Below are 24,591 nucleotides of genomic sequence, written 5' to 3' on the forward strand. Positions count from 1 at the left end.
TCCTGTTCCTCGCATCCCCTCACGCCGCCCGGCGCAATTCGGCGGTCTGCTCTTTCAGCGCCGCGATCAGCCCGGGACGATCAAACTTGGCGACATAGTCGTGGAAGCCGGCCTGCCGGCCGCGCTCGATCGCCGCCGGCGACACCATTGCCGACAGCGCGATGATCGGCAGCCCGGTGAGATTGTGGTCACTGCGGATGTTCTCGGCGAACTCAAAGCCGTTCATCTCGGGCATCTCGATGTCGGTCAGCACGACGTCGAAGGCCTGCCCCGAGCGCAGCGCGGCGAGCCCTTCCTGCGCGTTCGGCGCGGTCCGCACCTTGTAGCCGGCGGCTTTCAGCACCGGCGCCAGCATGTTGCGGAAGAACGCGCTATCGTCGACCAGCAGCACCGACTGCGCCGAGGCCGACGGGCGCATCTCCTTGCGCGAGAACCAGTCGGCAAACGCCATCGGCAGGAAGTGGCCGACGTCGATCACCTCGGTGGCCTGCCCCTTGATCACGGCCGAGCCCAGAATGCCGTCCTGGCTGCCCGCGACCTCGATGTTGAGCCGCTCCTCGACGATGTCGATGATCTCGTCGACCACGAGCCCCATCGAGCGGCCGTCGTCGGCGAACACCAGGATCGGCTGCGCGCCCTGGGTCTGCACCTCGACCCCGGCCATCTGCACCAGCGGCATCAGCTGCTCGCGGTACTGCACCATGTAGCGGCCGTTCGAGAGCTCGATCTTGTCGGTTGCGATCTCCTCCAGCCGGGTGACGAGGCCGAGCGGCACCGCCTTGGGCTGGCTGGAGCCGGCGCGGAACACCAACAGCGAGGTCAGCTGCTCGCCGCTCGAGGCATGGGCCGCCGCATTGTCGTCGGCCATGTCATGGGCCGAGGAGCCGGACGCGCCCAAGGCCTTGGCAATGCCGTTGGGGTCGATGATCATGATCACAGCACCATCGCCCAAAATGGTGTTGCCGGAGAACATGTCGATGTGCCGCAGCTTGGTCGACATCGGCTTGACCACGATCTCCTCGGTGTGGAACACGCCGTCGACCACGATGCCAAAGGTCTGGCTGCCGACTTGCGTGACCACGATGAAGCTGTTCTCGGCATCGCTGGTCGCGCCGTCGTCGATCTTGAGGAGCTTCTTCAGATGGATCAGCGGCAGCAGCTTGTTGCGCAGCCGCAAGACTGCGGTGTCCTTGATCCGCTCGATGCGGTGCTCGGAGTTGGCGCGGGCCCGCACCAGCTCGACCACAGACAATTGGGGAATCGCAAAACGGTCGCCGCCGGCTTCCACGATCAGCGCGGAGACGATCGCAAGCGTCAGCGGGATCTTGATGGTGACCGAGGCGCCCTCGCCGGCCACGCTCTTGATGTCGATGGTGCCGCCGATCTGGTCGATATTGGTGCGCACCACGTCCATGCCGACGCCGCGGCCGGACACCGAGGTGACTTGGGCTGCGGTCGAGAAGCCCGGCGCGAAGATGAACTTGTGGATCTGGGCTTCGGTCATCTTCTCCAGCTCGGCCTCGGTGACGAGACCGTTCTGGAGCGCCTTGGCCTTGATCCGCTCGGTGTTGAGCCCGCGGCCATTGTCGGCGATGCAGATGATGATGTGGCCGCCCTCGTGATAGGCGCTGAGGCGAATGGTGCCCTGCTCGGGCTTGCCGCTAGCGACCCGCTCGGCGGTGGTCTCCAGGCCATGATCGGCGGAGTTGCGCACCATGTGCGTCAACGGATCCTTGATCAGGTCGAGCACCTGGCGGTCGAGCTCGGTGTCGGCGCCGTGCATCTCCAGCTCGATCTGCTTGCCGAGCTCGCCGGAGAGATCGCGGACGATGCGCGGCAGCTTCTGCCAGGCATTGCCGATCGGCTGCATGCGCGTCTTCATGACGCCTTCCTGCAGCTCGGCGGTGACGTTGGAGAGCCGCTGCAGCGGCACCTTGAACTCGGTGTCCTCGTTGCGGCGTGAGATCTCCAAGAGCTGGTTGCGGGTCAGCACCAGCTCGGAGACCATGGTCATGAGGTGTTCGAGGGTGTCGACATTGACCCGGATCGACTGGTTGGCGATCTTGTCGCCTTCCTGGACATCCTCGGTGGCGGCCTTGCGGGCCGGCTTCTTTGCGGCTTCAACCGGCTCGGCCGCGGGCGCAGCGGTGACGGCCTTCGCGACCGGCACAGGTGCGGGTGCTGCGACTTCAATCTCGGTCTCGCGGAAGGCGCGCTCGAGCTCGTCGAGCGAGACCTCGCCCGGGCGCAGCGGACGCTCCAGCGTCTGCACCACCAGCGTGCCTTCGGTCATCGCCGCCTGCACGGATGGAGATTCAACGACAGGCACAGCTTCTTCGGCGGCAGCTTCACCAGCAGCCATCGCGGCCATGCCGTGCTCGACCATCGCCTCGAGCTGATCGATCAGGTCGCGGTCGTTGCCCTCCGGCTCGGCTTCGGTCGCCTCGAGCCCGCCGAGGATCTCCTTGATGCGGTCGATCGAGGACAGGATCAGCGTCACGGCTTCCGCCTTCACCGGCATGCCGTCGCGGAATTTGCCCATCAGGGTCTCGCCGGCATGCGCCAGCGCTTCCAGCCGCGGCAGCCCGAGGAAGCCGCAGGTCCCCTTGATCGTGTGCACAAGCCGGAAAATGTTATCCAGGATCTTCGCGTTGTTCGGATCCTGCTCGAACTGCACCAGCTGGTTGTCGACCGTGTCCAGGCTCTCGCTGCTCTCCGTCAGGAACTCGCGCAACAGATCGTCCATGAAACCAACCTTCGAAAAACGCCGAAAACGCTGCGGCGCGCGACATCGACGCGCCGGCCGGAACTTAGGTCAGCTTCTCCGCAAAGCGTTTAAGTTTGGTTGAGTAATTGGAAAAGAACGGGATCAACAAAGAGATAAGGCCGCACGATCGAATCGCGCGGCCGGTCGTAACCTTTGCTTAATGATGTTGGCGCGGCCGCGTTCAGGACGCTGCGATAATGACCTTGTCGCCGTCGAGCGCGAGCGTCACTTTCAACCCGCAGGCTTCGGCCAAGAGGCGCGTGTAATGCGGCTGCACGGCATGCGCATCGACCGTGTTCGACGAGCTTGCATTGAGCAGGTCGACGATGTTCTGCGGCACCCGCGCATGGAGGCCCGCGGCCAGGATGCGGAAGCTCATCGTCTCGCCCTCGCCGACCGGATCGATGGTGAGCGTGCCGCCGCGCGGGATGGTCTGCTGCGCGATGACCAGCATGTTCAACAGCAGCTTGACCCGGTTCTTGGGCAGCAGCAGCCGCGGCAAATTCCAGGTCAGCGTCACCTTGCCGTCCTCGATATGCCCCTTCGCCATGTTCTGGGCATCGCCGAGGTCGATCTGCGCGCCGGAGGAACCCGCGGCACCGAACGCCAGCCGGCAGAACTGCAGCCGCGCCGAAGCGGTCTTGGCGCTCTTGCGGATCAGATCGAGCGCGAAATCGCGATCTTCGGGCTTGGGATTGTCGTCAAGCACCTCAAGCCCATTGACGATCGCGCCGACCGGACTGATGAGATCGTGACAGACCCGCGAGCACAACAGCGCCGCGAGCTCGAGTGCATCGGGAGCGGGACCGGGAGACGAAGTGCCAGACATCAATTGTTTCCTGGAAAGCCGCACGCCGCGGGAGGAGTGCGAATCACGCATGCCAGTGGGCTTGATACACCGCGCAGACGGATGCTGCCAGCTTGCGGCGGGACTGATAAAGCATGATCCGGAAAAGTGGAAACCGGTTTTCCGAAAAGATCATGCTCAAACAAGGAGATGAGATCATGATGCGATGCTTTGTCATCGCATCATGATCTCAGGGAACACAAACAGGATATGAGACCCGCCCATGAATAAGGCACAGCCGTCCCTGATCGGCTGCGAAGCCGCCGCCACGCTGCTCGAATCGCTGACCGAACTGGTGATCCAGGCCGGCGAGGCGATTCTTGCGGTCAACCGATCCGCCATGAACGTCACCGGCAAGAGCGACGGATCGCCGGTCACCGAGGCCGATCTCGCCGCCGACCACATCATCGTCGAAGGGCTGACGCGGCTGACGCCGCATGTGTCGCAGCTGTCGGAGGAGCGCGTCCACCTGGCGACGCCGCCCTACAAGGACAGTTTCTTCCTGATCGATCCGCTCGACGGCACCAAGGAGTTCGTCGCCGGCCGTGACGAGTTCACCGTCAATGTGGCGCTGGTCACGCACGGCGTGCCGCTGCTCGGCATCGTCGGTGCGCCCGCGCTGGGGCTGATCTGGCGCGGCATCGTTGGCAAGGGCGCCGAGCGGTTGACGCTACAGAATGGCGCGGTTTCGCAGGCGGTGCCGATCAAGAGCCGTCCTTGCCCGCCACGCGGCGCGCCCTGGACCGTTGCGGTCAGCCGTTCACACGGCGATGCGCGCACCGAAGCCTTCATCGACGAACGCGGCGGCGCGGTCCGCGCCGTGCTGGGCTCGGCCGTCAAGTTCGGCCGTGTCGCCGAGGGCGAGGTCGATATCTATCCCCGCCTCTCGCCCACGTCCGAATGGGATGTGGCGGCCGGTCACGCGGTCGTCGTTGCGGCGGGCGGCAAGGTGACTGATTCGAAGGGGCGCCAATTGCATTTCGGGCTCGGCCGCGAAGACTTTCTGGTGCCGGAATTCATCGCGTGGGGCGACCCGGCCGCAGCATTGTGATTACTGCGCGAGACTTTCTTCCAGCTCCGGCCAGCGCGCCGCGGCTTCCTTCAGGAAGCGCGCGGGATCGGCGGCGAAGGCGTCGCGGCTGTGTTCCCGGTTGAACAGATAAAGCCTGTTCCCGACGACGGCCCAGAACCGCGGATTCCCCGCGCAGGTCACGCCCCGCACCAGGTCGGTCGGATCATAGCCGCCGAACTGCGGGCCATAGATTTCAGGATGCGCCACGAACGAGGCGCGGTTGCCTTCGTTACGGAAACGCCAGACCACGCCGCTTTCAGCAGCCTCGAATTCCGGCCGCCCCTGGGTGGCGGCGGCATCGGTGAAATAGGCGACGGGATCGAATCCCTCGATCGCAAGACCAGAGTAGCGGTTCGTCACCACGCGCTCGGTCGTCGTGGCCTGAACAGGCAAAGAGGGCCCGATGGCCGTCAAAATGCCCGCCAACAGGCCGAAAAACGCCATGCCCCGGCACGATCCATATCTTTCCTGCCGTTGTGCCGTCATAGTTGATACCGATAACATCCGAGTCGAGGGGACACCGGGCGCAACCTAGAGCCGTGCCTGTTGGCATCAGGTTAAAGGGCAACGCCCGGATTTCGATAGCAGGGGTTCTTAATGACTTTCGCATCACGCCTTGCCGCGGTCGCGTTTGCCGCGCTGATGTGCTGGAGCGCAGGGGCGTCCGCGCAGCAGCCCCCATCACCGCAATATCCACCGCCGCAGCGTGAGCCGACACCGTATACTTACGGGCCCGACGAGCTGGTCGGCGCCGGACACAAGTTCTTCGGCAACGTCTCGCGCGGGCTCGCCTCGGTGATCGAGCGCGCGGTCAGCCAATGGGGCCTGCCCAACGGTTACGTGCTCGGCGAGGAAGGCTCCGGCGCTTTCGTGGCCGGGCTGCGCTATGGCGAAGGCACGCTCTACACCAAGAACGCCGGCGACCTCCGGGTCTATTGGCAGGGTCCTTCGGTCGGCTTCGACTGGGGTGGCGACGGCGCCCGCACCATGACGCTGGTCTACAACCTGCCCTCGACGCAGGCGATCTATCAGCGCTTCGTCGGCATCGACGGCTCGGCCTATATCGTCGGCGGCTTCGGCATGACCGCGCTGACCGCCAACAACATCGTGCTGGTGCCGATTCGCTCCGGCATCGGCTTGCGGCTCGGTGCCAGCGTCGGCTATCTCAAATTCACCCCGCGCGCGACCTGGAACCCGTTCTAGGTCCCTGCGCCGATCGGGCGATTGTGCCGGGCGCTCCGGGACGGTTAGCGATTCAGGTTAACGCGGCAAACGGGCTGGCCTTTGGCCGGCCCGCCGTGGCATTGTGATTAACAAATTCCTTCTTTCTTTGGAGTGACCCTTCATGATCGAGCCGATCATGTACGCGGCGATCGGTTTCCTGATCTCGATGCTGTGTGGCCTGATGATCGTTCCGCTGGTGCATAACCGGGCGGTGCGGCTGACCACGCGCCGCATGGAGGCGGCCACCCCGCTGTCGATGGCCGAGATCCAGGCCGACAAGGACCAGCTCCGCGCCGAGTTCGCCATGTCGGCCCGCCGGCTCGAGATGAGCGTCGATCAGCTCAAGAGCAAGACCACGAGCCAGCTCGCCGAGCTCGGCAAGAAGACCGATGCGATCAACCGCATGAAGATCGAGCTCGGCGAGAAGAACGCCGCGATCTTCGCGCTGGAGGCGCGCGAGAAGGCGATGAAGGAGCAGCTTCGCGCCACCGAGGAAGAGTTTTCCGCCAAGACCGAGCTGTTGCGCAACGCCGAGCAGGCGCTCACCGACAAGCAAGGCGAGCTTGGCAAGATCAACGCCGAGCTCAGCGACCGCTCGATGACGGCGGACAGCCGCCAGATCGAACTGGTCGCGGTGCGGACCCAGGTCGAGGAGTTGAAGAACCGTGTCGGCGATGCCGCCAGGGAGTTCGCCGCAACCGAAGCCCGCCTCGCCCAGGAGCGCAACCAGTCGGAGACCGCAACGCGCGAGCTCACCGACGCGCGCGGCCGGGTCGAGAATCTGAGCCAGCGGGTCACTGATCTCGACCGCCAGCTGATCGTCCAGGTCAAGGAAGCCGAGATGCTCGGTAACCGCGTCACCGACCTCGAGACCCGGCTTGCGACCCAGGGCAAGCTGCTTGCCGAACGCGAATTCGAGAACGGCCAGCTCAAGCAGGCCAACGCCGCCGCCGAGCGGACCGTGCAGGAACTGCGCGAGGAGATCGCTGCGACCAGCGGCGGCAAATCGTCCGTGCTCGAGAGACTGCGCCAGGAGAAGGCGGCGGTCGAGGAGCAGCTGCGCATCGCCCGCGACGATCGCGGCAAGCTGCAGCGCGACATCAACGCGATCCAGCAGCAGGCCGAGAGCTCCTGGGCGACCGAGCGGATGGAGAACGCGCTGCTGCGCGAGCGCATCAACGACATCGCCGCCGAGGTGGCCAAGCTCGCGATCCAGCTCGAGGGCCCCAATTCGGCGATCGAGGCGATGCTGGCCGCGGAGCCGACCGTGCCGGCCAAGGCGGCCGCCAAGCCCGCCAACGGTGCCGCCAATGGCGTCCCGCCGGGCAGCGGAATGCCCGAAGGCGGCGGCACGCTCGCCGAGCGCATCCGGGCGCTACAGTCGCACGCCTCCCGCGCCCGCCAGCAAGGCGCCTGATTCCCGCAGGGTTTGGCTTGACACCCCTGCCCGGCACTTCGTAAATCGCACGCTCTGACGAAGCGCCACTTTTCGACCGGCCGCCGACCAGCGGCCATTGGCACGTCACATCCCGGACGCATAGCTCAGCGGGAGAGCGTTCCCTTCACACGGGAGAGGTCCAAGGTTCGATCCCTTGTGCGTCCACCATTAATCTCACAAAATCAATAGGTTATCGACTTGGCTCCCTCCAAACGTGCCCCGAACTAGCCGGGGCACTATGGGGACACACACCAGCATTTTAAAATAGCTGACGATCACTCTGCCGTGATCTCGAGCATATCGGCGGCGAAATCTTTGACGGGTCTGGGGGTCTTTGGCTTGGCTCAGGATCCGGTACGCGAACCTCCAAGCTGGCTCCTGGGAATGGTGAGCGCGCCGGTAGACCAGCCAAGCACTGTGATGCGACGTCCATGGTCCCAACAAACAGGCGCGGAGCGAGACCTCTGACTGGACTTCGAGAGAGGCAAACGCGGCCGCTCGGCAGCAGACCAGGAGGAGGCCTGGCCTATTCGGCCGCGAAATCCGGGGTGCACGGGGTTAACCTATTCGCTGGCACGTGAGTTAGCGCCACGGGGTATTACCTCAAACGCGATTGCTCCCGGCTTCATCTCAGACACGGGCTTCGCCGGCGCATGGCCGGATGAGCGCGTGGCAGCAATTGTTGCCGAAACGCCCATGGGCTGACCCAGAACGCCGGCCGGCATTGCTGGAGCCGTTCTCTGGCTCACTTCAGACGCTCTGGGTCGTTCGTCACCGGCGCGGTCATTCCGGTCAATGGCGGGTGGCGCGAACCATCTCCGGCGCTGATCTATCTGCCTCGGCAGCGGCGAGACGCTTTTCGAGAATAGCTTTGTAGCGCGTGTTGGTGCAGGTCGCGGCGGCTTCGCGGAGGTCTTTGATGGCGTCAGTTGCTTCCCGAATCTCGTGGCGCAGCGCCATGAATGTGCTCCAATATTGGCTGGAAGCGTCGAGCTTTGCGACCGCGACGTTGATATCCGCCAAGGCATCCTGCGCTTTCCCACCGCCAAGCCTTGCTTTCGCCAACCAATAGCCGCGCCACGGCTCCTGCTTGGCGTCGAGCGCTTCGAGTGTAGCCTCCGCGTAGGACCATCGCTCTGCTTTGACGAGAATCTCGCCTGTCTTTCGCAATTGGAACGGCGAAGGCTTTTCGATTGCTTCGTAAAACTTCAGCGAATCGTCCAGCGCTTGCTTGCGTTCTTCCGGGGACAGGTCCATCACGCCGCCAGCCTCAAGCAGAACTTCCCCGTAGGCGGATCGATCATAATCACGCGTGGCATCCGCCACCGAGCGGCGCGGTAGCGAATTGAACACGCTCTTAAATCGCGCCGGCTCGTTCCAAGCCCAATAGCGGCCGACAACCGCAAACGCCTGGTAGGCCTGTTCCGCGCCGGCGGCAGCCGCTGTCAATATGCGCTCCTCAATCATATCCCCATAATCGGTGTAAATCTGTGTTTGGCGGTCGAACGGCACGGCGCCCGCCATCGACTCAATGCTGCCGAGCAAAATCGAGCTCGCGACATCTTGCGGATCTCGTTGCGCGGCGCTCAATATCTCCTCCACGAGCGCATGCACGCGGTCCGGCTGTTGTTTTCCCTTCGCGTAAATGCGCAGCAGTTGCAAGCGTGTTGCTTGCAGCGGGCTCGGCCCTGCCATCACGGATTCGAACACCTTCACGGCTTCAGCGCTATCACCAACAATGTTCAGCGCTTTGCCGCGATGATGCTGGATTTCGACTTCGGACTGCTCCGCCAATCCGCCGATATCAGCCAGCTTGTCGAAGATGGGCAGCTCGGCGCGCAGATTTGTCTTCGCGGTGTCAATCCCGACAGTCGACTTTTCGTATCGATACAGCGTTTCCATCGCTTCCAGAGCGACGCTCACGGCGATCGGTTTGGGCGGTAGTCCGCTGTCCAAGCCTTTGACGTAGGCGTCGACATCCCCGATCAAAGCGGGGTCCACCTCGCTGGGATCCCAGGCGGTAATGAGGCCGTAGAGGAGAGCTGGCCGCCGATCGCCGCCTCGAACCAGGCGCTCAAGCGTTTTCTTCATGCTGTGGCGAACCGCCACCAGCTCAAGATCGAGGTGATAGACCGAACCGATGTACGCATCGAAACTATCATCGAGCTCGCTTCGTCGTGCATCCCCGAGCACTTCTGGCGTAGAGCTCAAACAAGCGTAGACGATATCGTGTAGTCGCACGCTGGCGCCCGCATCCGGGGTCGTGAGGCAATAGTTCTGAAGCTTGCGCAAGCCGAGAGGCTGGATCGCATAACGCGCAAAACCCCTGTCGCAAGACGGCTGCCCGGCCCAAGCGAACAAGGAAAGCTCATGGCTCAGCGCGGGCATTAGCCGCTTCAGAATACGGTCGGCGATGCGTTCCTGACGGTCGTCGACAAGTTCCGCCACCGATCGACAATCCTCGACCAGATCCTGCCAGCTCGCCGTCCCATCTTGGACTGCCGCATTCATCAGCCGCAGCGTCAACGGGTGGCCGCCGACGGTTGACCACACGATATCAAACACATTAGCCGGGCAGCCTCCGCCAATGCCCAGACCGAGCATGTCGCTCGCGGCGTGCTGTTCAAGCGGAGGCATCTGATACGCGCCAGGTTCAACCTGTCGCGTGGTGATAAGGACCTTCGATCCCGGCCCCCATAATGCCGCCACGTTCGCGCGATCAAATCCAAAACGGACATCGTCGAGGACGAGAAGGCAGCGCAACGTGCGCAATAGGGCGCTCACATTTCGGCTCACGCCGGAACGTGCTACGGGCAAACTCTGGAGCTGCTCGAGACGCTCAAGCTGACTCGCATCGTGCCAGATGATAAGGTCGTATCGTTGCCGCTGCGCGCCGGCAATAGCTGCGGCGCACTGCGACTTACCCGTTCCGCCGAATCCCGACACCACGACGCAGGACGACTGAGCCAGTTGGTCCGTAATGGCCGTCTCGACCACAGATCGCGGCACATATCCGCTTCCCGGATCGGGGACTAAGTGACTGGCCTCGTGTTCGTCACGGATTTGCTTGAGCATGGGCAGAAATTCGGCCAAACGGTCGATGGCCGTGTCATTCATCATGAGATGATCGATGATCACCTCGGCGATACGCCGGCCATCATAGAAATGGATATCAACGGCGTGCTGGCGCTTGTATTCTCCGGCCTGCTGCACCGTCTCGCTGTACCGCTTCGGTCCCGCGGTTTCGGTGCACAAGAGAAAAATGTGCTTCGCATTGGGATGCTTCTTTCGCGCGTGCTCAAAATCGCCCCACGCCTTATCCATCGTCCCTTCGAAATAGGTCTTATCGATAGTATATTCAGCGGCAATGTCACCCTGATCGGACACCGTATCCACGGTGTATCCGACCGGGCTGCCGAGTGCATTCAACCCGCGATGTCCAAGCGGAATTTGCAGATAGTAATCGAGGAAGACCGCGCCAAAACGCTCGAATCGAGGCCCCGGCGCGATCACTTCGATGTTCTCGATCAGCCGTTTCACGAACAGATTACGAAGCGTCTCATTCATGGCCGTCTCAATCTATGTGGGACGTCTAGAGCCGTTGCCATCTTCGGCAGTCGCCGATCGTTCGGCTAGGATTAGATAAGTAACGGGACGCGCAAACGCCACGCCTCCCGCTGGGCCATCAAATCGAGGTCCGGCATCGCGTCCCCGCGCTAGCGCGGGCGGCTGTCGTGAACCGAACGTGTATGCGGTTTCGGCCCTTCGGGCTTCCATCCCTTCCGTAGTCCGATGCAGGCCGTCAAGCCCCTGTGGGTGGATCAAATTCTTTTTTCTGGGGCTGGCTGCTGCAGGAGATATGACCTGAATGACTAGGCATTCGGCAATGCGCCCGCCCTTGCGGGAGGCCAGCGTGTCGCGGGCGGGTTCTGTCTCAATTCCGCAACAAACGAGGAGGTTCGGCCGTCAAAATGCAGTTACGACTCGTCACGTCACGCAAATCCGGCTCAAGTCCGTGGCCAGAATTTCGAGGGGGGCAATTCGTGAGCGAAACAAACAAACGACCACAGGCGCTAAAGTCGAAAAAGCAAACCGCGACCATGAAGCGGAGAGCCCTGAAACCAAAATCCATCAAAGCCGCTGCTATACCGATGAAAGCGCCGAGCCGGAGGCTCCGCGCCCTTGAGTGAACGTCCGGCTTGTGAAGCCAGCCGCAGCTGGTAAGCGCGTGAGCAACAAGCCCGATCAGGCGCAGTCGTTGCCCCGATCGGAGTGACAACAGGGAGCCGACTTTTTCACCGGCTCGTCGACGGCGAGGAAAGCGCGTCACCAGACTGACCCAAGCCTTGGCCGGGTAGTAGAGAAAGTGGCGCAGGTGCAGACCTCTTACCCTGACCACAGCCCGTTCGCCCCTTGAGAGGCGGAATCTGAGCCGACTGAGTTGCCGGCGCATCGGTCGCGCTCGTGAACTCTGCAAAACGAGCGTTCGATGACCATTCCACATAGCGAACAAGCGCAAAACTTAACACGAGCATAATAAGGAGGACAGCGACCACAGTGGCGCTTGTTCCATTATGGCTGCTGAATAATAGCATCGCGTTTCTCCCGATACTGGGCGGCGCTCGGTCGTTACATCAAATCGCGTTTTTCGAATGTGAACGGCCTTACATCTCACGCGCACCTGATCTTGGGACAAACCACAGTTGCTCAAAGTGCGCGAGGCGTGAACCGGCGGGCATCTCAGGATCACCGCCTCCTCGACGGCTTGCTTAACTGACAGCGACCCCGGCGCAGGGAGCGCCAGGGTCGCCACTAAACTCCCGGTCGGGGGGCAACCAGATCGCGGGAGCCATATGCATGACTCCCAGTCATTGCCACTTGTTCCCGCTCCCGCAAGGTAACGAGGCGTAACAACAAGTGCCGTCCCGCTTTCCATCTAACGGCACGGCCCTGCAGTTAGTTTGATGCTGGGGATTCGCGTTCCTCGAGAGGACGCTCGATCGGCGGGCGCTTTTGAGCGAAGGCCGAGGCACTGAACTGACCGACGATGGCAATGATTACCGTTCTGAGGATAAGAGGTGAGCAACACGAAACGCCAAAGGACATCGTGCGACCACCACCACAAAGATAAGATCCGCGCCTTTTCGACGGGTCTCCCTGAAGGGTGAGCTTAGGCCAGTTTGCGCTGACTTCGTGTGGTTCAGTTCACAAATAAAGTACGAATAGATGGAGAATCCCGCAGGCCTAAACCGGCGGCCTGCGGTCCCAGCGCTCGAAATAGCAGGGCGGCCGAATGGGGCAATGTACCGCTTCCAGCGCCGAGATGTTTTGATAGGTTTAGATATCATTATTGACTTCAAGGTAAGTAAACTTACCTTATCCTTGATCGCACCTGGCAATAATGGTAACTTTGAACGTCATTAACTGCAAAAAGATAAGAAAACCTACCATGAAATCTCCCGAGGCTCTTCGTGATCTAGGAAAGCTCCTGCACGATGCGAGACGGCGGTCGAAACTGACCCAGGAGCAGGTGGCCGAGCGCGCGGGCATTTCCCGCCCCAGTTATCGCGACATCGAGAAGGGGGGAGCTGCGGCTCGCGCAACAACACTTATCAACGTCGCGCGCGCGTTAGGCATGGAATTGATGCTGATCCCGCAAGCGATGGTGCCTGGAGTGCAAGCACTACTCCGCCCTTCTGAAGACGACGACCGCCCTGCATTCACTACTGAACCTGACGACGACGATCATGCCTAAAGTCCGTGCCCCGAACGAAATTCAATCGCTGGACGTATTCTTGCAGGACCTGAAGGTCGGCACGATCGTCCGAACTCCTGGTGACTTCAACGCATTCAGCCTCGAGGCGGGATATCGAAAGCTCGCGAGGCCACCCATCGTGAGCCTATCCTTCAGGTCCGCAAACGGCGGGCTCCGCAGCGATCCCAAACCCACACTACACGCCCTCCCCGCATTCTTCGCGAATATGCTCCCCGAAGAAAGGCTCCGCGAAGCGATGGAGAAGCACCACGCCGGCAAAGTCCGATCGGGGAACGATTTTGATTTGCTGACGGCACTCGGCGGCGATCTGCCGGGTGCAGTGCGCGTACTGCCGAGCGATGGAAGCGTCACGTCGCCACCTCCAGGTGCCGCAGACGCCGCCAAAGCACGCTTCTCCCTAGCCGGCGTCCAAATGAAACTCTCCGTAATGCAAAACACCGGTAAGGAGGGAGGACTGACGCTGCCCATCGGCGACGGGCAGGGTCAATACATCGCGAAATTCCCGTCCACCAATCACATAGGCCTGTCGGAAAACGAATTTGCGATGCTGGCTCTTTCTGAGGCGCTAGGAATGAGCGTGCCAGAACGCGAGCTGGTCGAGAAATCCGCTTTCGAGGGAATCCCCGAAGAGTTCAATACCCTCTCTACCGGCCGAGTGCTTCTCGTCAAACGCTTCGACCGGGGCTCCGAAGGCGCACGCATCCACATTGAAGACTTCGCTCAAATTTTCGGTCTCCCGCCTTCACGGAAATACGACGGAGCTTCGTACCACGATATCGCTAGTGCATTGAACGCAGCAGTCTCCATGGACGCTGCGATTGAATTCGTACGTCGCTTGGCATTTACCGCGCTCATCGGAAACGGCGACATGCATCTTAAGAATTGGTCGACAATCTATCCGGGTGACGGGCTAACCCCTGCGCTCGCGCCCGTATATGACGTGCTGTCCTCAGTGCCATATCTTCCGAAAGACCAAATGGCGCTTTCCTTGGGTGGCGAGAAGCCATTCAAGGCGCTCACTCCGATCGTCTGGCGCAAGTTCAGCAACCGCGCGCGGCTTCCGGAGAAAGCCGTACTGACGGCTGTAGAAGAGGTCGTAACTTCCGTAAACGAACATTGGTGGAAGCTGCCCGAGCGAAGCGTCGTGCCAGCTTCCGTGCTTGAGAGAATCGACAACCACGTCCGCATGATGAGCAACGTCTTGCATCCTGTCTAACGACCTTCATGTCCTCGATGGAACTTTCTAGATGTCGTGATCCGGAGTGCTTTGGTACGGTTTCTCGAAAGGGTTTGCTCCCCATCCTACTTGATACAAGCGCTTTGTTCGCTGGCGGCGCGCAGCCAAAGGAATACTCATCATAAGCGCTTGCTGCGATCCCGACGCGGCTCGGCAATCCATCCCTTTAATACGATCTACTATCTTGTTGCGCGATCTCGCTGCCATCGCGGTTTCGAGCGTCGGCGGCGATCGGCAAGATGCATCGGCACCACACAACTGGACGCCGTTCCGGTAGCTCAAGATTTCGACGGTTCATGCCACGTTTTGCCGTAATTCCTGCTGGTTCCTGGCCACGTCGTATGTCAGCTGCAGTCGCAGCCGGGTATTGCGGCGAACCAACCGCTGAGGCCTTCCTCAAGCGTGTCGGGAAGGAGTATCCTTTGCCCCGCGTAAAGGAAGGGCGCCGGCAGCTATGGCTCAGGGACGATCTGGACGCGGCAATTCTGCCGCGGGAAATGGCCTTCACAACCGACATCGCCGCGGATTTGTGAACGTGGAGCTACCCCGCTACGTCATCCCGAAGAAACTGGCGTCCGGAAAGACAGCGTTCTACTACAACCTTCCCACGCGATATCGGAAGATGGGCTGTCCGGTGCCGAACGAACCGTTGGGCACCGACTACGCCAAAGCGTGCGGCGCAGAGGGCCGGGCGGCGACGCTGAACGGTCTGTTCGAGGAATGGATGGACGCCCTCAAGGGACTCCCCATATCGAGCGAAGCTGCACCCCGGATCGGCACGATTGATTGGCTCTTCCGAGAATACAGACAGAGCCGCGCCTACCTCGAGAAGGTCAAGCCGCGATCGCGCCGGAATTACGAATGGAACATGCGCGAGATCTGCGACACGTTGACCAAGCGTGGCGACCGCGTCGGCAGCCGGCCGATCAAGTCTGTGACGCCGCTTGGAGCGGACAAGCTGTACGATACGTTCGTCAAGGGCCGCAAAGGCAACCGGCTGCGCACCGCCGAAAAGCTGGTCGTACTCTGCCGCAAAGCCTGGCGTGTGGTGCATCGGCTGCACCCGGCCGAGTTTCCATCAGACATCCCGAACCCTTGGCTGGGTGTCACGATGGCGACCCGGGTCAAATTGGTGAAGCATGCCGTCACGCGAGAACAGGCCTACAAGTTCGCGCACGGCTGCGTGGAGCGCGGCGAGCCGGAGTGTGGTGCTGCGGCGGTTATCTGCTTCGAGTGGCTGCAGCGCCCGGAGAACGTGATTGCCGGCCACATCAAATGGACCGACTACCGGACGGGCCCGAAACCGACGATCCGGATCGAGCACCACAAGACCGGCGCCGTAATCGACCATCCCCTGGAGGATCAACTGCCCTCCGGAGAGATCGTCAAATTCTATGAGGAGGCCGAGGCAGTGCTCGCCAAGCTGACGCGCCGCGGCGTCCAGATGATCTTGCGGGAGATCGTCCCCAAGCGCCGCAGTTCAGACGAGGGTAAGAAGACCGTCGTCAAGCCCTACTCGTTCTCCGGCATGCAGAAGATCGTCCAGCGCATGCGGAAAGAGATAGGCCTACCCGAAGAGTTCACCCTGGACGCTTGCCGGCACGGCGGCATGACTGAGCTCGAGGAGGCCGAACTGACCGAGGGACAAGGCCGCGCCCTATCAGCCCACCGAACCCGAGAGAGCTACGCCGGGTATGCCAAACGAACCGAAGCCCGGATGCTGTCGGCGACTCGGAAACGCCACGCGCACATGCTTGCGAACCAAGCGGCAACAGATGTTCAGAATGAGGGGGCGGACCGCATTCAGAATGCCGGATTGAAACAAAGGCAGAACAACCTGAAAAATCAAGGCGATAGAATGGCTGGGGCGGGAGGGATCGAACCTCCGAATGGCGGAATCAAAATCCGCTGCCTTACCGCTTGGCTACGCCCCAACGCGCCGATCGAAGGCCACGCCGGTCTATAGGGTGAGTCCCGCCATTTCAACAGGGCGGCGCGCGAAAAGGCAGGAAAGCCGCAGGTTGATGCCGGCACCCTCATTATCGGGCGACGCCGCGGTGGCCGAAACAGACCGGGCGATGTCCGCTCGGACAGTTGAGAGGCCGCTGGTTTCATGGGAAGACAATTTCCAAACGCCTCGTCGGGAGTAACGCCATGACCTACCGTGCGCCGATCAACGATATCCTGCTGTCCCTCAACCATGGCGCGGGGCTCGCTGCCGCCGTGGCGGCCGGCCACTACGGCGATTTCGACGGCGACATCACCGCTGCCGTGCTGGAAGAAGCTGGCAAGTTCGCCTCCGAAGTGCTGGCGCCGCTGAACAAGGTCGGCGACGAGCACGGCATCAAGCTCGACAACGGCAAGGTGACGACCGCGCCCGGCTGGCCCGACGCCTATCAGCGCTGGACCGCCGCGGGATGGAACGCAGTGTCGGGGCCGGAAGCGTTCGGCGGCCAGGGCCTGCCGCTCGCGATCAACGCCGCCTGCACCGAGATCTGGAGCGCATCGAACGTCGCCTTCGGCCTCTGCCCCTTGCTGACGCTGTCCGCGATCGAGGCGCTCGATGCTCATGGCAGCGCCGAGCTGAAGAAGGTCTATCTCGAGAAGCTCGTCACCGGCGAATGGACCGGCACCATGCAGCTCACCGAGCCCAACGCCGGCTCCGACGTCGGCGCGCTGCGCACCCGCGCCGAACGCGCGCCTGACGGCACCTACCGCATCAAGGGCACCAAGATCTTCATCACCTATGGCGAGCACGACATGACCGACAACATCGTGCACTTCGTGCTCGCACGATTGCCCGATGCGCCCGCCGGCACCAAGGGAATCTCGCTGTTCCTGGTTCCGAAATTCATGGTCAATACCGACGGCTCGCTCGGCGAGCGCAACGACATCCATGCCTCCGGCGTCGAGCACAAGCTCGGCATGCACGCCTCGCCAACCTGCACCATGACCATGGGCGACAAGGGCGGCGCGATCGGCTTTCTGATCGGCGAGGAGAACGCGGGCATGCGCTGCATGTTCACGATGATGAACCAGGCCCGGCTCGGCGTCGGCCTCGAAGGCGTCGGCATTGCCGACCGCGCCTATCAGCAAGCGTTGGCCTATGCGCAGGAGCGCCGCCAAGGCAAGGTGATCGGCCACAAGGGCGACGGGATGGATCCGATCATCGTGCATCCCGACGTCAAGCGCATGCTGATGCAAATGCGCAGCATGACGGCTGCGGCGCGCACGATCTGCTACGCCACCGCGGTCGCGCTCGACGTCTCGGTGCGCGCCAAGGACGCCAAGGTGCGCGCGGACGCCGCAGCACGCGGCGCGCTGCTGACCCCGATCGCCAAGGCGTTCTCCACCGACATCGGCAACGAGGTCGCCTATCTCGGCGTGCAGGTCCACGGCGGCATGGGCTTCATCGAGGAGACCGGCGCCGCGCAGCATTACCGCGACGCCCGCATCACCTCGATCTATGAGGGCACCAACGGCATCCAGTCGATCGACCTCGTCACCCGCAAGCTCGGCGCCAATGGCGGCGCCTCGGTGTGGGCGCTGCTCGACGAGCTCGCCGCCACCATCAAGCAGGTCGAGACCTCCAACGATCCGGCATTCGGCACCACAGGCACGAAGCTGCGCGACGCCCATGCAGCGCTCGAGCGCACCAGCAAATGGTTGCTCGAGCGGCTGGCCTCGGCGCCAAACGAGGCGCTGGCCGGCGCGACACCGTATTTGCGGCTGTTCGGCGCCACGCTCGGCGGCTGCATGCTCGCAAGCGAAGCGCTGGCCGCGAAAGCGAACGGCGAGGCCGAGCCGCAGCGCTACGTCGCACTGGCGCGCTTCTTCGCCGAGAACATCTCGGTGCAGGCGCCGTCGCTGGAGAAGACCGTGACGGAGAGCGCCGAGGCGGTGACCGGCGCGGATGTGGTGCTGGCGGGGTAGGACGCTTTCCGCTGCGATTGCGGGAGAAGGCCCAAAGCGCCGTACTCGCCATAGGCCCATCCCGCTCCTTTGACGTGCACGTCGTGCCTCATCGCAACTGTCGTCCCTGCGAAAGCAGGGACCCATACTCCGTGGCGGAGGTTGCAAGCGGGACTCATCGTTGTCGTCCTGGCGAAAGCCAGCACCCATCACCACCGCATTTGATTGTGAACGAGATCGTGGCCCCAGCGTCGCGCAACGATGCGTATTTGGGGCAATGGGTGCTGGCTTTCGCCAGGACGACGGCGAGTACGTGACGCTGCCGTGGACCCTACCTTCGCGTTCCCGCGACCTGATTAGTCCGAGCTTTTTGCATTCTCGTTCCGCCCTCTCTTGAACAGAGGGCACAGGGAAGTCGGGTGCCGATCAACGATCCCGGCGAGACGAGCGAAACTCCCGGGGACCGTCCAGCAGATCATGCTTGCGGGCAGACTGATCGATCCGGCTGGCCGAATGATCTGTCATGGCGTTGATGGCCGTGCCGGCCAGGTTCTGCGCACGTTGCCGTCGCTTCTCATCCTGGGATCGAACATCCCGGTCTTCGGCTCGCCGACGACAGAGTTCGTCAGAGATGCGTTCCTGGAGACATCCATCGCCTCGATAAGGTCGCTGCTTCATCTTGCACGCTCCCTCCAACAGGATTGCGGTACGGAGGACTAACTCTCTCGGGGGCCGCTGGTTCGCGGTGCCAATTGACTGAGTGCCGGGAATTTCGGCGCCAGCAATCTGGGCTTCTTCGGCGGAGCCGCAATCAATCCGTCCCGTATCGCCTGCTTGCGGGCAAGCTTGCGGGCTCGCCGCGCGGCCTCGGCTTTCTCCCGAATCTTTCTTTCCGAAGGCTTTTCGAACGAGCGGCGGCGCTTCATCTCTCTGAAGACGCCTTCGCGCTGCATCTTCTTCTTTAGAACGCGCAGTGCCTGGTCGATATTGTTGTCCCTGACAAGAACCTGCAACGGATCACCTCTCGCGGTAGAAGACACGTCAAGCGCACAAATACGAATGCCCGCTCTATCGGTGACAGAGCGGGCCGCACTGCCATTCCAGTACATCCGTGAAACGGCAGCCGATCAACAAGGTGACGAAAGCTTCAGCTGCAGTGCTGATAGCACTGCGCCTTCCCTTTCATCCGACGATGTCTTTGGAAAAGGGTCCCCTGGGACCGATCTACAAGGCTCAAGGCCAGTCGATACAATACAAGTATACACTTATACCAGCTATGCAAGGTGCAATTGCCAGTTCCAGGATTTATCTCTCGCGCTTCAAGCGTTCGAGATCGTAGCCGGAAGACCGTAGCGGGCCCGAGCGAGTGCGTGAGCGGTTCCTTGAATCGATATCATTGTTGAGTAGCAAATTCGAACCTGCTGACGCAGAGTGCGACGCTGCCGGTGAGTTCAGCGCGCCGGCACTCGAGAGCCTGGGCAGCTCCCATCGCAAGGAGGGAGCCGCAATTGGCAACCCGCTATTATTTCGACATCCGCAACGGCGAGGAACTCTATGCCGACAGGCAGGGTATCGAGCTGCGCGACGAGGAGACTGCTGCCCACGAAGCGATGCAGTCATTGCTCAGCATGGCGAAAGACAACCCGCCGTTGGACAAACACAATTTGTTGGCGTTCGAGGTCCGCACGGACGAAGGGCCGCTGTTTCAGGTCAGCCTCAACCAGGGCATAACGCGGCGTTAAGTGCATCGGCGCGCAACCGAACGTCAATAATTTGGCCGGCGAAGGCGCGCCGGTTCGATCACGTCGAGAGCATTTTCGGTTCTGATCAGATCAGAACCGAAGCTCTAGATTGCTTTGACGCGTTTTCTTCACGCGAACCGGCGGCCACTTCGCTCGAAAACGCTCTAGTGGTCGGACAGGCTGCCGACGATCGATGCGCGACGGGACAGTTCGATCCAGTTGCCGTCCGGATCGAGGATCATGGAAATCCGCGCGACCTCGCCAAGCGTCACCGGCGCGAGGCCCTCGCGCACGCCCCTGGCACGCAGGTCATCGTGCACCGCGTCGATATCGGCGACTTGCAGCGTGATGTAGCGCCAGCCGCGCGCGCCACGAACCGGATCGACGGTCGCGGCCGGATCTTCCCTGAGCAGGATCAGGCTCTCGCCGAGGCGAAACGCCGGACCGCCCGACCAGGATTGCTCGGCGAAACCGAGAATGTCTCCGTAGAACCTCCGATGCGCGGCGAGGTCGCGCACGGCCATGGAAACGGCAATCTGGGTGATACCGTCATGTCCGGGCGCCACTAGGCAAACGCTGTTGCCGTCGGGATCAGCCATGTGCTGCGGCGCTCCAACGCCGTCGCGCGCAACGATCACTTCGCGATAGCCGCTCGGTGCCGCATCCGGCAGCGGCTCGACATGATGGTTGAGCTTGATCACCGAACCATGCGCGTCGTGCCGGTACTGCTTCTGTCCGCGCCGGATCGGCAACATGTGGTCGAAGCGAACGCCGGCATCCTGCTGCCAGAACCGGAGCATCGGCTCCAGATTGTTGGTGGAAAGGCCGACGTCGATCACGTTCTTCGCGAGTTGCATGTCCGGTCTCCCCAGCCGCCGTGCGCGCTCGCTGGGCCGGCTCAGCCGGGAAAGCGATCGCCGAACATCGGCAGTCCGCTGCGCGACTGTTCGCGCGTCGCCTCATCCTGGATGACGTCCCAGTGCTCGGCGAGCACTATGCGCACGATGTCGGCGACGACCCATGCCGCCGGCAGACCATGACCGCTGAACCGGCCGTGCAGAATGACGAAATCGCCGCTCGCCGCACCGACATGGTTCTCATAGCGCAGCGTCGCGGGCAAGCCCTTGACGAGATCGAACAGCCCGTCCCGGCCCGGCGCAATGTGCGCGCTGTGCTGAATGTAGCGCGGCGACCAGAGCCGCTCGGCGGCGGCATAGTCGCGCCTGTTGAACAGGGTATCGAACGCGTCCAGCACGAACTGGACGCGGCGATCTTGGTTCGACGCATCCATAGCTTCGTTCCTGATATCAGGGTTGCTTGCGGACCAGCGGAATCTGCAGATTGGTCGGACGATTCTGCTCGGTGTCGAAGCCGCGGCCGTCGACATTGCGGGCGCCCCAGAACAACAGGTCGCCCCTGAGATAGACCAGGTCGTATTCCATGAAGTTGGTGCCTTCCTTCAGCGCAAACGGTGCGAAGGATTTGCCGAAGATGCTCTGCGGCGCGTCGACCGCCCACGGCGCGTAGCCGGCAGAGGCGATTTTGTTGAGCACATCGGCAAACCCCTGCGCCAACGGCGTGACCTCGTAGGCCTCGTCGGCGACGAAGTCGACCTTCTGCGCGCCCGGTGCGATCGGATGCGCGCCCTGCCACTGCATGTGCCCGACGATCCTGATCCGCGCCAGCGGCACCTTGCCATACGGATCGGCCGAGTTAACGACCACGAGCTCGAACCGGTCGGAGGACTGATAGGTGAAGGCGCGCTTGAGATAGAACGGCTTGATCGAGCCGTCGGGATTCTTGCTCGGCCGGATCTCGGGCGCGATGCTCTCCCAATTTCCGGCGAGTGCCTGCTTGATCGTTGCGACGTCCGCATCCATGGCACTTGCCCTCGTTTGATTGCCGGAAGATTGCGCGGCAGCACCGCCGAACCCGGTCAGCACCAGCAGCGGCAACAGCAATGCTCCGAGGCTCATCCGCATGCGCAAGCTCCGGCCTGGTTTTCGCGCGGCCCTCTGCCTGCGAGGCAGAACCCGCAATCGGAATACGCTTCGCTATAGAGGACGCTGGCCGGCTTGAAAAAGACTTTGTAAGCTGGCCCCATGCCTGCGAGAGATGCCTGTGAGAGATGGCAACGAGACTTGGCAGGCCGTGAATGGGAGAGTGCGATGGAGCTCCGGCATCTCCGCTACTTCGTTGCCGTGGCCGATGCCGGCAGCCTCACGGTTGCCGCCGAGCAGAAGCTCCACACCTCGCAGCCTTCGCTCAGCCGGCAGATCCGCGATCTCGAGGAGGAGGTCGGCGTGCAACTGTTGAAGCGCGGCGCGCAGGGCATCGAGCTGACCGCGGCCGGCAAGGCGTTTCTCGACCATGCCCGCATGGCGCTGTTGCAGGCCGAGGCCGCCAAGGAAGCGGCGCTGCGCGCAGCCCAGCCGCCGAAGCCTGTCTTCTCGCTCGGCTTCCTGTCGGGCGCCGAAATCGATCTGCTGCCCGAGGTGACCCGCGTGTTGCGCGAGGAATTTCCCGGCATCGACATCCGCCTGTCGAGCGACTACTCGCCCTTGCTCGCCAAGGCCCTGATGCGGCGCAAGCTCGACGCGGCCTTCATGCGGGCCGACGAGAGCATGGAGGATCTGGCGTACAAGCGCGTGCGCACCGATCCGCTGGTGTACGTGTTTCCGAGCAACCATCGGCTGGCGGCGCAGTCAGCCGTCGCGCCGGAAGACATCGCGGGCGAGACCTTCTATCTGCCGTCCAAATCAGCGCCGGCGGTGCGCCGCGTCGTGCTGGACTATTTCAACCGCGCCGGCGTCGATCCGAGGCCGGAGCACGAGGTGCATAATGTTGTGCATGCGATATCGATGATCACTTCGACGCATGGCGTGATGCTGCTGCCGGCCTACACGGCGCGCTATCTGCCCGATAGCATTAAGACGCGGCCGGTGCAGGGCGAGGCGCCGACGCTGGATCTTGTGATCGCCTATCACAAGGCCAATAAATCGCCGATCCTGAAACTATTGCTGTCGCGGGTCGGCCGGCTGGCCGCGGCGCCGGCCTGATCCCTTCAATCCAGTGAGGACCGAAATGCCCGCAGGCCTCGTTCAGACCTTTCGCGCCTTTGCTTACAACAACGCCTGGGCCAATCATCGCCTGCTCACAACATGCGGCAGTCTCGGCCAGGCGGAGTTCGCCGCCGCGCGGACCGGCTTCTTCCCGAGCCTGCAGGCGACGCTGAACCACATCCATGTCATCGATCTGTTCTACGTCGACGCGCTCGAAGGTGGCTGGCTCGGGCCGAAGGCGTGGGCGAACGAGGTGCCCTACCCGGCGGTCGCGGCGCTGCAAGCAGCGCAAGGCGCGATCGACCAGCGCCTGATCGTTCACTGCGATGCGCTGACGCCTGAACGGCTCGATGACGTGGTCAAGATCAATCGCGACAGCTCGGTGCAGACCGAGCGGCGCGATCGCCTTCTGATGCATCTGTTTCAGCACCAGATCCATCATCGCGGCCAGGCCCATGCCATGCTGTCCGAAACCACGGTCAAGCCGCCGCAGCTCGACGAATTCTTCGCCGCCGGCGAGGCGCCGCTCCGGGCGGCCGAGTTCAAGGACCTTGGCTGGAGCGAAGCCATCGTCTGGGGCGGCTGAACGCCGGGTTCCGCAAGCGATGTGGCGGCGGTGCGGATCGGTTCCCGATCCGGAACAAGGTCTTGAATCCCGACGCCTCCGCGCTCACCTCAGGTGAAACGTGGGGAACTCCAGACATGCCATTCGCCAATCATCGGGGCCAGCGCATCCATTACACCGTTGAAGGGTCCGGGCCGCTGATCGTGCTGCAGCACGGCCTGCTGCTCAACGCCGCCAGCTGGAAGCAGTGCGGCGTCGTCGACGCGCTCGCCGATCGCTTTCGAGTCGTCTGCGTCGATTCGCTCGGACATGGCCTGAGCGACAAGCCCGCCGATCCCGAATTCTACGATCAGGAACAACGTGCCGGCGATATCGTCGCCGTGATCGACGATCTCGGCCACGAGCGCGCCCATGTGGTCGGACATTCGATGGGCGGCTGGGTGGCGGTCGGCGTCGCCCGGTTCTTCCCGGCGCGGCTGGCGTCGCTGGCAATCGGCGGCTGGGACTTCCTCACCGGATTGCCGCGCGGCAACGCCGGCCCGCTGACCTATGGCGCCTTCATGACGTTTGCGCGCCGTACCGCGCCGCAGCTCACGGGATGGGTAACGTCCGACCTCGAGGGCGGCGTGCGTGCCTGCTTCGATGCGCTCGGCCAGATCGATGGCGCCAGGGACGCCGTGCTGTCCTCGCGCGTGCCGGTGCTGCTCTGGAACGGACAGGACGACGCACCACATGTGCCGATGCAGCGCTTTGCCGCGGAGAACGGCCTGGACGCGATGTCGGTCCCAGGCGATCATCTCGGCGCCCTGCTTCATCACGGCGTGGAGGTCGGCCGCGGCATCGGCTCGTTCGTCGGGCGCGGCTGAGCGGAGCACGATGCAGGGTTACGTGCGAGGGCGCCGGTTCGGCTTGCGCGGCCGGCGCCCTGCAAATCGCGAAATCCGGTTAA

20 protein-coding genes and 2 tRNA genes are annotated in these 24,591 nt (G+C 62.6%); 11 read left to right on the forward strand and 11 right to left on the reverse strand.

The window, feature by feature from the left end:
* Nucleotides 1-19: 19 nt before the first annotated feature.
* The gene (locus AAFG13_RS16210) at nucleotides 20-2,746 is read right to left on the reverse strand and encodes a hybrid sensor histidine kinase/response regulator (protein WP_342712627.1); all 2,727 of its coding nucleotides are present in this window, start codon (nucleotides 2,744-2,746) and stop codon (nucleotides 20-22) included.
* Between the two features lie 202 nt (nucleotides 2,747-2,948).
* Nucleotides 2,949-3,596, reverse strand: a complete 648-nt coding sequence (locus tag AAFG13_RS16215) for a histidine phosphotransferase family protein (protein ID WP_212319554.1) — start codon at nucleotides 3,594-3,596, stop codon at nucleotides 2,949-2,951.
* A gap of 241 nt (nucleotides 3,597-3,837) precedes the next feature.
* Here AAFG13_RS16215 and cysQ point away from each other — a divergent pair, with 241 nt between their 5' ends.
* Nucleotides 3,838-4,665, forward strand: a complete 828-nt coding sequence (gene cysQ / locus AAFG13_RS16220) for a 3'(2'),5'-bisphosphate nucleotidase CysQ (RefSeq protein WP_212319552.1) — start codon at nucleotides 3,838-3,840, stop codon at nucleotides 4,663-4,665.
* Here cysQ and AAFG13_RS16225 read toward each other — a convergent pair whose 3' ends face one another.
* Nucleotides 4,666-5,130, reverse strand: a complete 465-nt coding sequence (locus AAFG13_RS16225) for a YHS domain-containing (seleno)protein (protein ID WP_212319550.1) — start codon at nucleotides 5,128-5,130, stop codon at nucleotides 4,666-4,668.
* 153 nt (nucleotides 5,131-5,283) lie between these two features.
* On the opposite strand from AAFG13_RS16225, the gene AAFG13_RS16230 reads away from it, so the two are divergent.
* From AAFG13_RS16230 to AAFG13_RS16240, 3 genes are all read left to right on the forward strand, one after another.
* Nucleotides 5,284-5,889 carry a DUF1134 domain-containing protein gene (locus tag AAFG13_RS16230; protein ID WP_342712628.1) on the forward strand — a complete coding sequence of 202 codons (606 nt, stop codon included), beginning with the start codon at nucleotides 5,284-5,286 and terminating at the stop codon, nucleotides 5,887-5,889.
* Nucleotides 5,890-6,031: 142 nt separating this feature from the next.
* Nucleotides 6,032-7,327, forward strand: a complete 1,296-nt coding sequence (locus tag AAFG13_RS16235) for a hypothetical protein (RefSeq protein WP_342712629.1) — start codon at nucleotides 6,032-6,034, stop codon at nucleotides 7,325-7,327.
* Nucleotides 7,328-7,441: 114 nt separating this feature from the next.
* Nucleotides 7,442-7,516 (forward strand) — tRNA-Val (locus AAFG13_RS16240).
* A 624-nt stretch (nucleotides 7,517-8,140) separates the two neighbouring features.
* Here the strand turns inward: AAFG13_RS16240 and AAFG13_RS16245 are convergent.
* The gene (locus tag AAFG13_RS16245) at nucleotides 8,141-10,915 is read right to left on the reverse strand and encodes an NB-ARC domain-containing protein (RefSeq protein WP_342712630.1); all 2,775 of its coding nucleotides are present in this window, start codon (nucleotides 10,913-10,915) and stop codon (nucleotides 8,141-8,143) included.
* 1,882 nt (nucleotides 10,916-12,797) lie between these two features.
* On the opposite strand from AAFG13_RS16245, the gene AAFG13_RS16250 reads away from it, so the two are divergent.
* Complete coding sequence (locus tag AAFG13_RS16250; protein ID WP_342712631.1) at nucleotides 12,798-13,103, forward strand: helix-turn-helix transcriptional regulator; 306 nt, start codon at nucleotides 12,798-12,800, stop codon at nucleotides 13,101-13,103.
* A complete protein-coding gene (locus tag AAFG13_RS16255) occupies nucleotides 13,096-14,340 on the forward strand; it encodes a HipA domain-containing protein (protein ID WP_342712632.1) in 1,245 nt (414 codons plus the stop codon). The genes AAFG13_RS16250 and AAFG13_RS16255 overlap by 8 nt, the downstream gene beginning before the upstream one ends.
* 1,099 nt (nucleotides 14,341-15,439) lie before the next feature.
* On the opposite strand, the gene AAFG13_RS16260 is transcribed toward AAFG13_RS16255, so the two are convergent.
* On the reverse strand, nucleotides 15,440-15,727 hold the full coding sequence (locus AAFG13_RS16260) for a hypothetical protein (RefSeq protein ID WP_342712633.1): 288 nt from the start codon (nucleotides 15,725-15,727) through the stop codon (nucleotides 15,440-15,442).
* Between the two features lie 493 nt (nucleotides 15,728-16,220).
* Nucleotides 16,221-16,295: transfer RNA gene (locus AAFG13_RS16265), tRNA-Gln, on the reverse strand.
* Nucleotides 16,296-16,515: 220 nt separating this feature from the next.
* Here AAFG13_RS16265 and AAFG13_RS16270 point away from each other — a divergent pair.
* Nucleotides 16,516-18,294 carry an acyl-CoA dehydrogenase gene (locus AAFG13_RS16270; protein WP_212311476.1) on the forward strand — a complete coding sequence of 593 codons (1,779 nt, stop codon included), beginning with the start codon at nucleotides 16,516-16,518 and terminating at the stop codon, nucleotides 18,292-18,294.
* Nucleotides 18,295-18,699: 405 nt separating this feature from the next.
* Here the strand turns inward: AAFG13_RS16270 and AAFG13_RS16275 are convergent, their stop codons facing one another.
* Together AAFG13_RS16275 and rpsU are read right to left on the reverse strand one after the other, a co-directional pair.
* Nucleotides 18,700-18,951 carry a hypothetical protein gene (locus AAFG13_RS16275; protein WP_212311477.1) on the reverse strand — a complete coding sequence of 84 codons (252 nt, stop codon included), beginning with the start codon at nucleotides 18,949-18,951 and terminating at the stop codon, nucleotides 18,700-18,702.
* Nucleotides 18,952-18,989: 38 nt separating this feature from the next.
* Complete coding sequence (gene rpsU, locus AAFG13_RS16280) at nucleotides 18,990-19,286, reverse strand: 30S ribosomal protein S21 (RefSeq protein WP_092124744.1); 297 nt, start codon at nucleotides 19,284-19,286, stop codon at nucleotides 18,990-18,992.
* A 495-nt stretch (nucleotides 19,287-19,781) separates the two neighbouring features.
* On the opposite strand from rpsU, the gene AAFG13_RS16285 reads away from it, so the two are divergent.
* A complete protein-coding gene (locus AAFG13_RS16285; RefSeq protein WP_212311478.1) occupies nucleotides 19,782-20,015 on the forward strand; it encodes a hypothetical protein in 234 nt (77 codons plus the stop codon).
* A gap of 164 nt (nucleotides 20,016-20,179) precedes the next feature.
* On the opposite strand, the gene AAFG13_RS16290 is transcribed toward AAFG13_RS16285, so the two are convergent.
* Genes AAFG13_RS16290 through AAFG13_RS16300 form a run of 3 tightly spaced genes read right to left on the reverse strand, consistent with a single transcriptional unit; the run spans nucleotide 20,180 to nucleotide 21,997 of the window.
* Nucleotides 20,180-20,872 carry a VOC family protein gene (locus tag AAFG13_RS16290; protein ID WP_212311479.1) on the reverse strand — a complete coding sequence of 231 codons (693 nt, stop codon included), beginning with the start codon at nucleotides 20,870-20,872 and terminating at the stop codon, nucleotides 20,180-20,182.
* 41 nt (nucleotides 20,873-20,913) lie between these two features.
* On the reverse strand, nucleotides 20,914-21,306 hold the full coding sequence (locus AAFG13_RS16295; RefSeq protein WP_342712634.1) for a nuclear transport factor 2 family protein: 393 nt from the start codon (nucleotides 21,304-21,306) through the stop codon (nucleotides 20,914-20,916).
* A gap of 16 nt (nucleotides 21,307-21,322) precedes the next feature.
* On the reverse strand, nucleotides 21,323-21,997 hold the full coding sequence (locus tag AAFG13_RS16300) for a hypothetical protein (RefSeq protein WP_212311481.1): 675 nt from the start codon (nucleotides 21,995-21,997) through the stop codon (nucleotides 21,323-21,325).
* Nucleotides 21,998-22,183: 186 nt separating this feature from the next.
* Here AAFG13_RS16300 and AAFG13_RS16305 point away from each other — a divergent pair, with 186 nt between their 5' ends.
* The 3 genes from AAFG13_RS16305 (at nucleotide 22,184) to AAFG13_RS16315 (ending at nucleotide 24,508) form a co-directional block, all read left to right on the forward strand.
* A complete protein-coding gene (locus tag AAFG13_RS16305) occupies nucleotides 22,184-23,074 on the forward strand; it encodes a LysR substrate-binding domain-containing protein (RefSeq protein WP_342712635.1) in 891 nt (296 codons plus the stop codon).
* Nucleotides 23,075-23,099: 25 nt separating this feature from the next.
* Nucleotides 23,100-23,663: a DinB family protein gene (locus AAFG13_RS16310; RefSeq protein ID WP_212311483.1), complete on the forward strand. Its 564-nt coding sequence runs from the start codon at nucleotides 23,100-23,102 to the stop codon at nucleotides 23,661-23,663.
* Nucleotides 23,664-23,779: 116 nt separating this feature from the next.
* Nucleotides 23,780-24,508, forward strand: coding sequence for an alpha/beta hydrolase (locus AAFG13_RS16315; RefSeq protein ID WP_342712636.1), 729 nt, complete (start codon nucleotides 23,780-23,782; stop codon nucleotides 24,506-24,508).
* Nucleotides 24,509-24,591: the final 83 nt, after the last annotated feature.

The organism is Bradyrhizobium sp. B124, assembly GCF_038967635.1.
GTDB lineage: Bacteria > Pseudomonadota > Alphaproteobacteria > Rhizobiales > Xanthobacteraceae > Bradyrhizobium.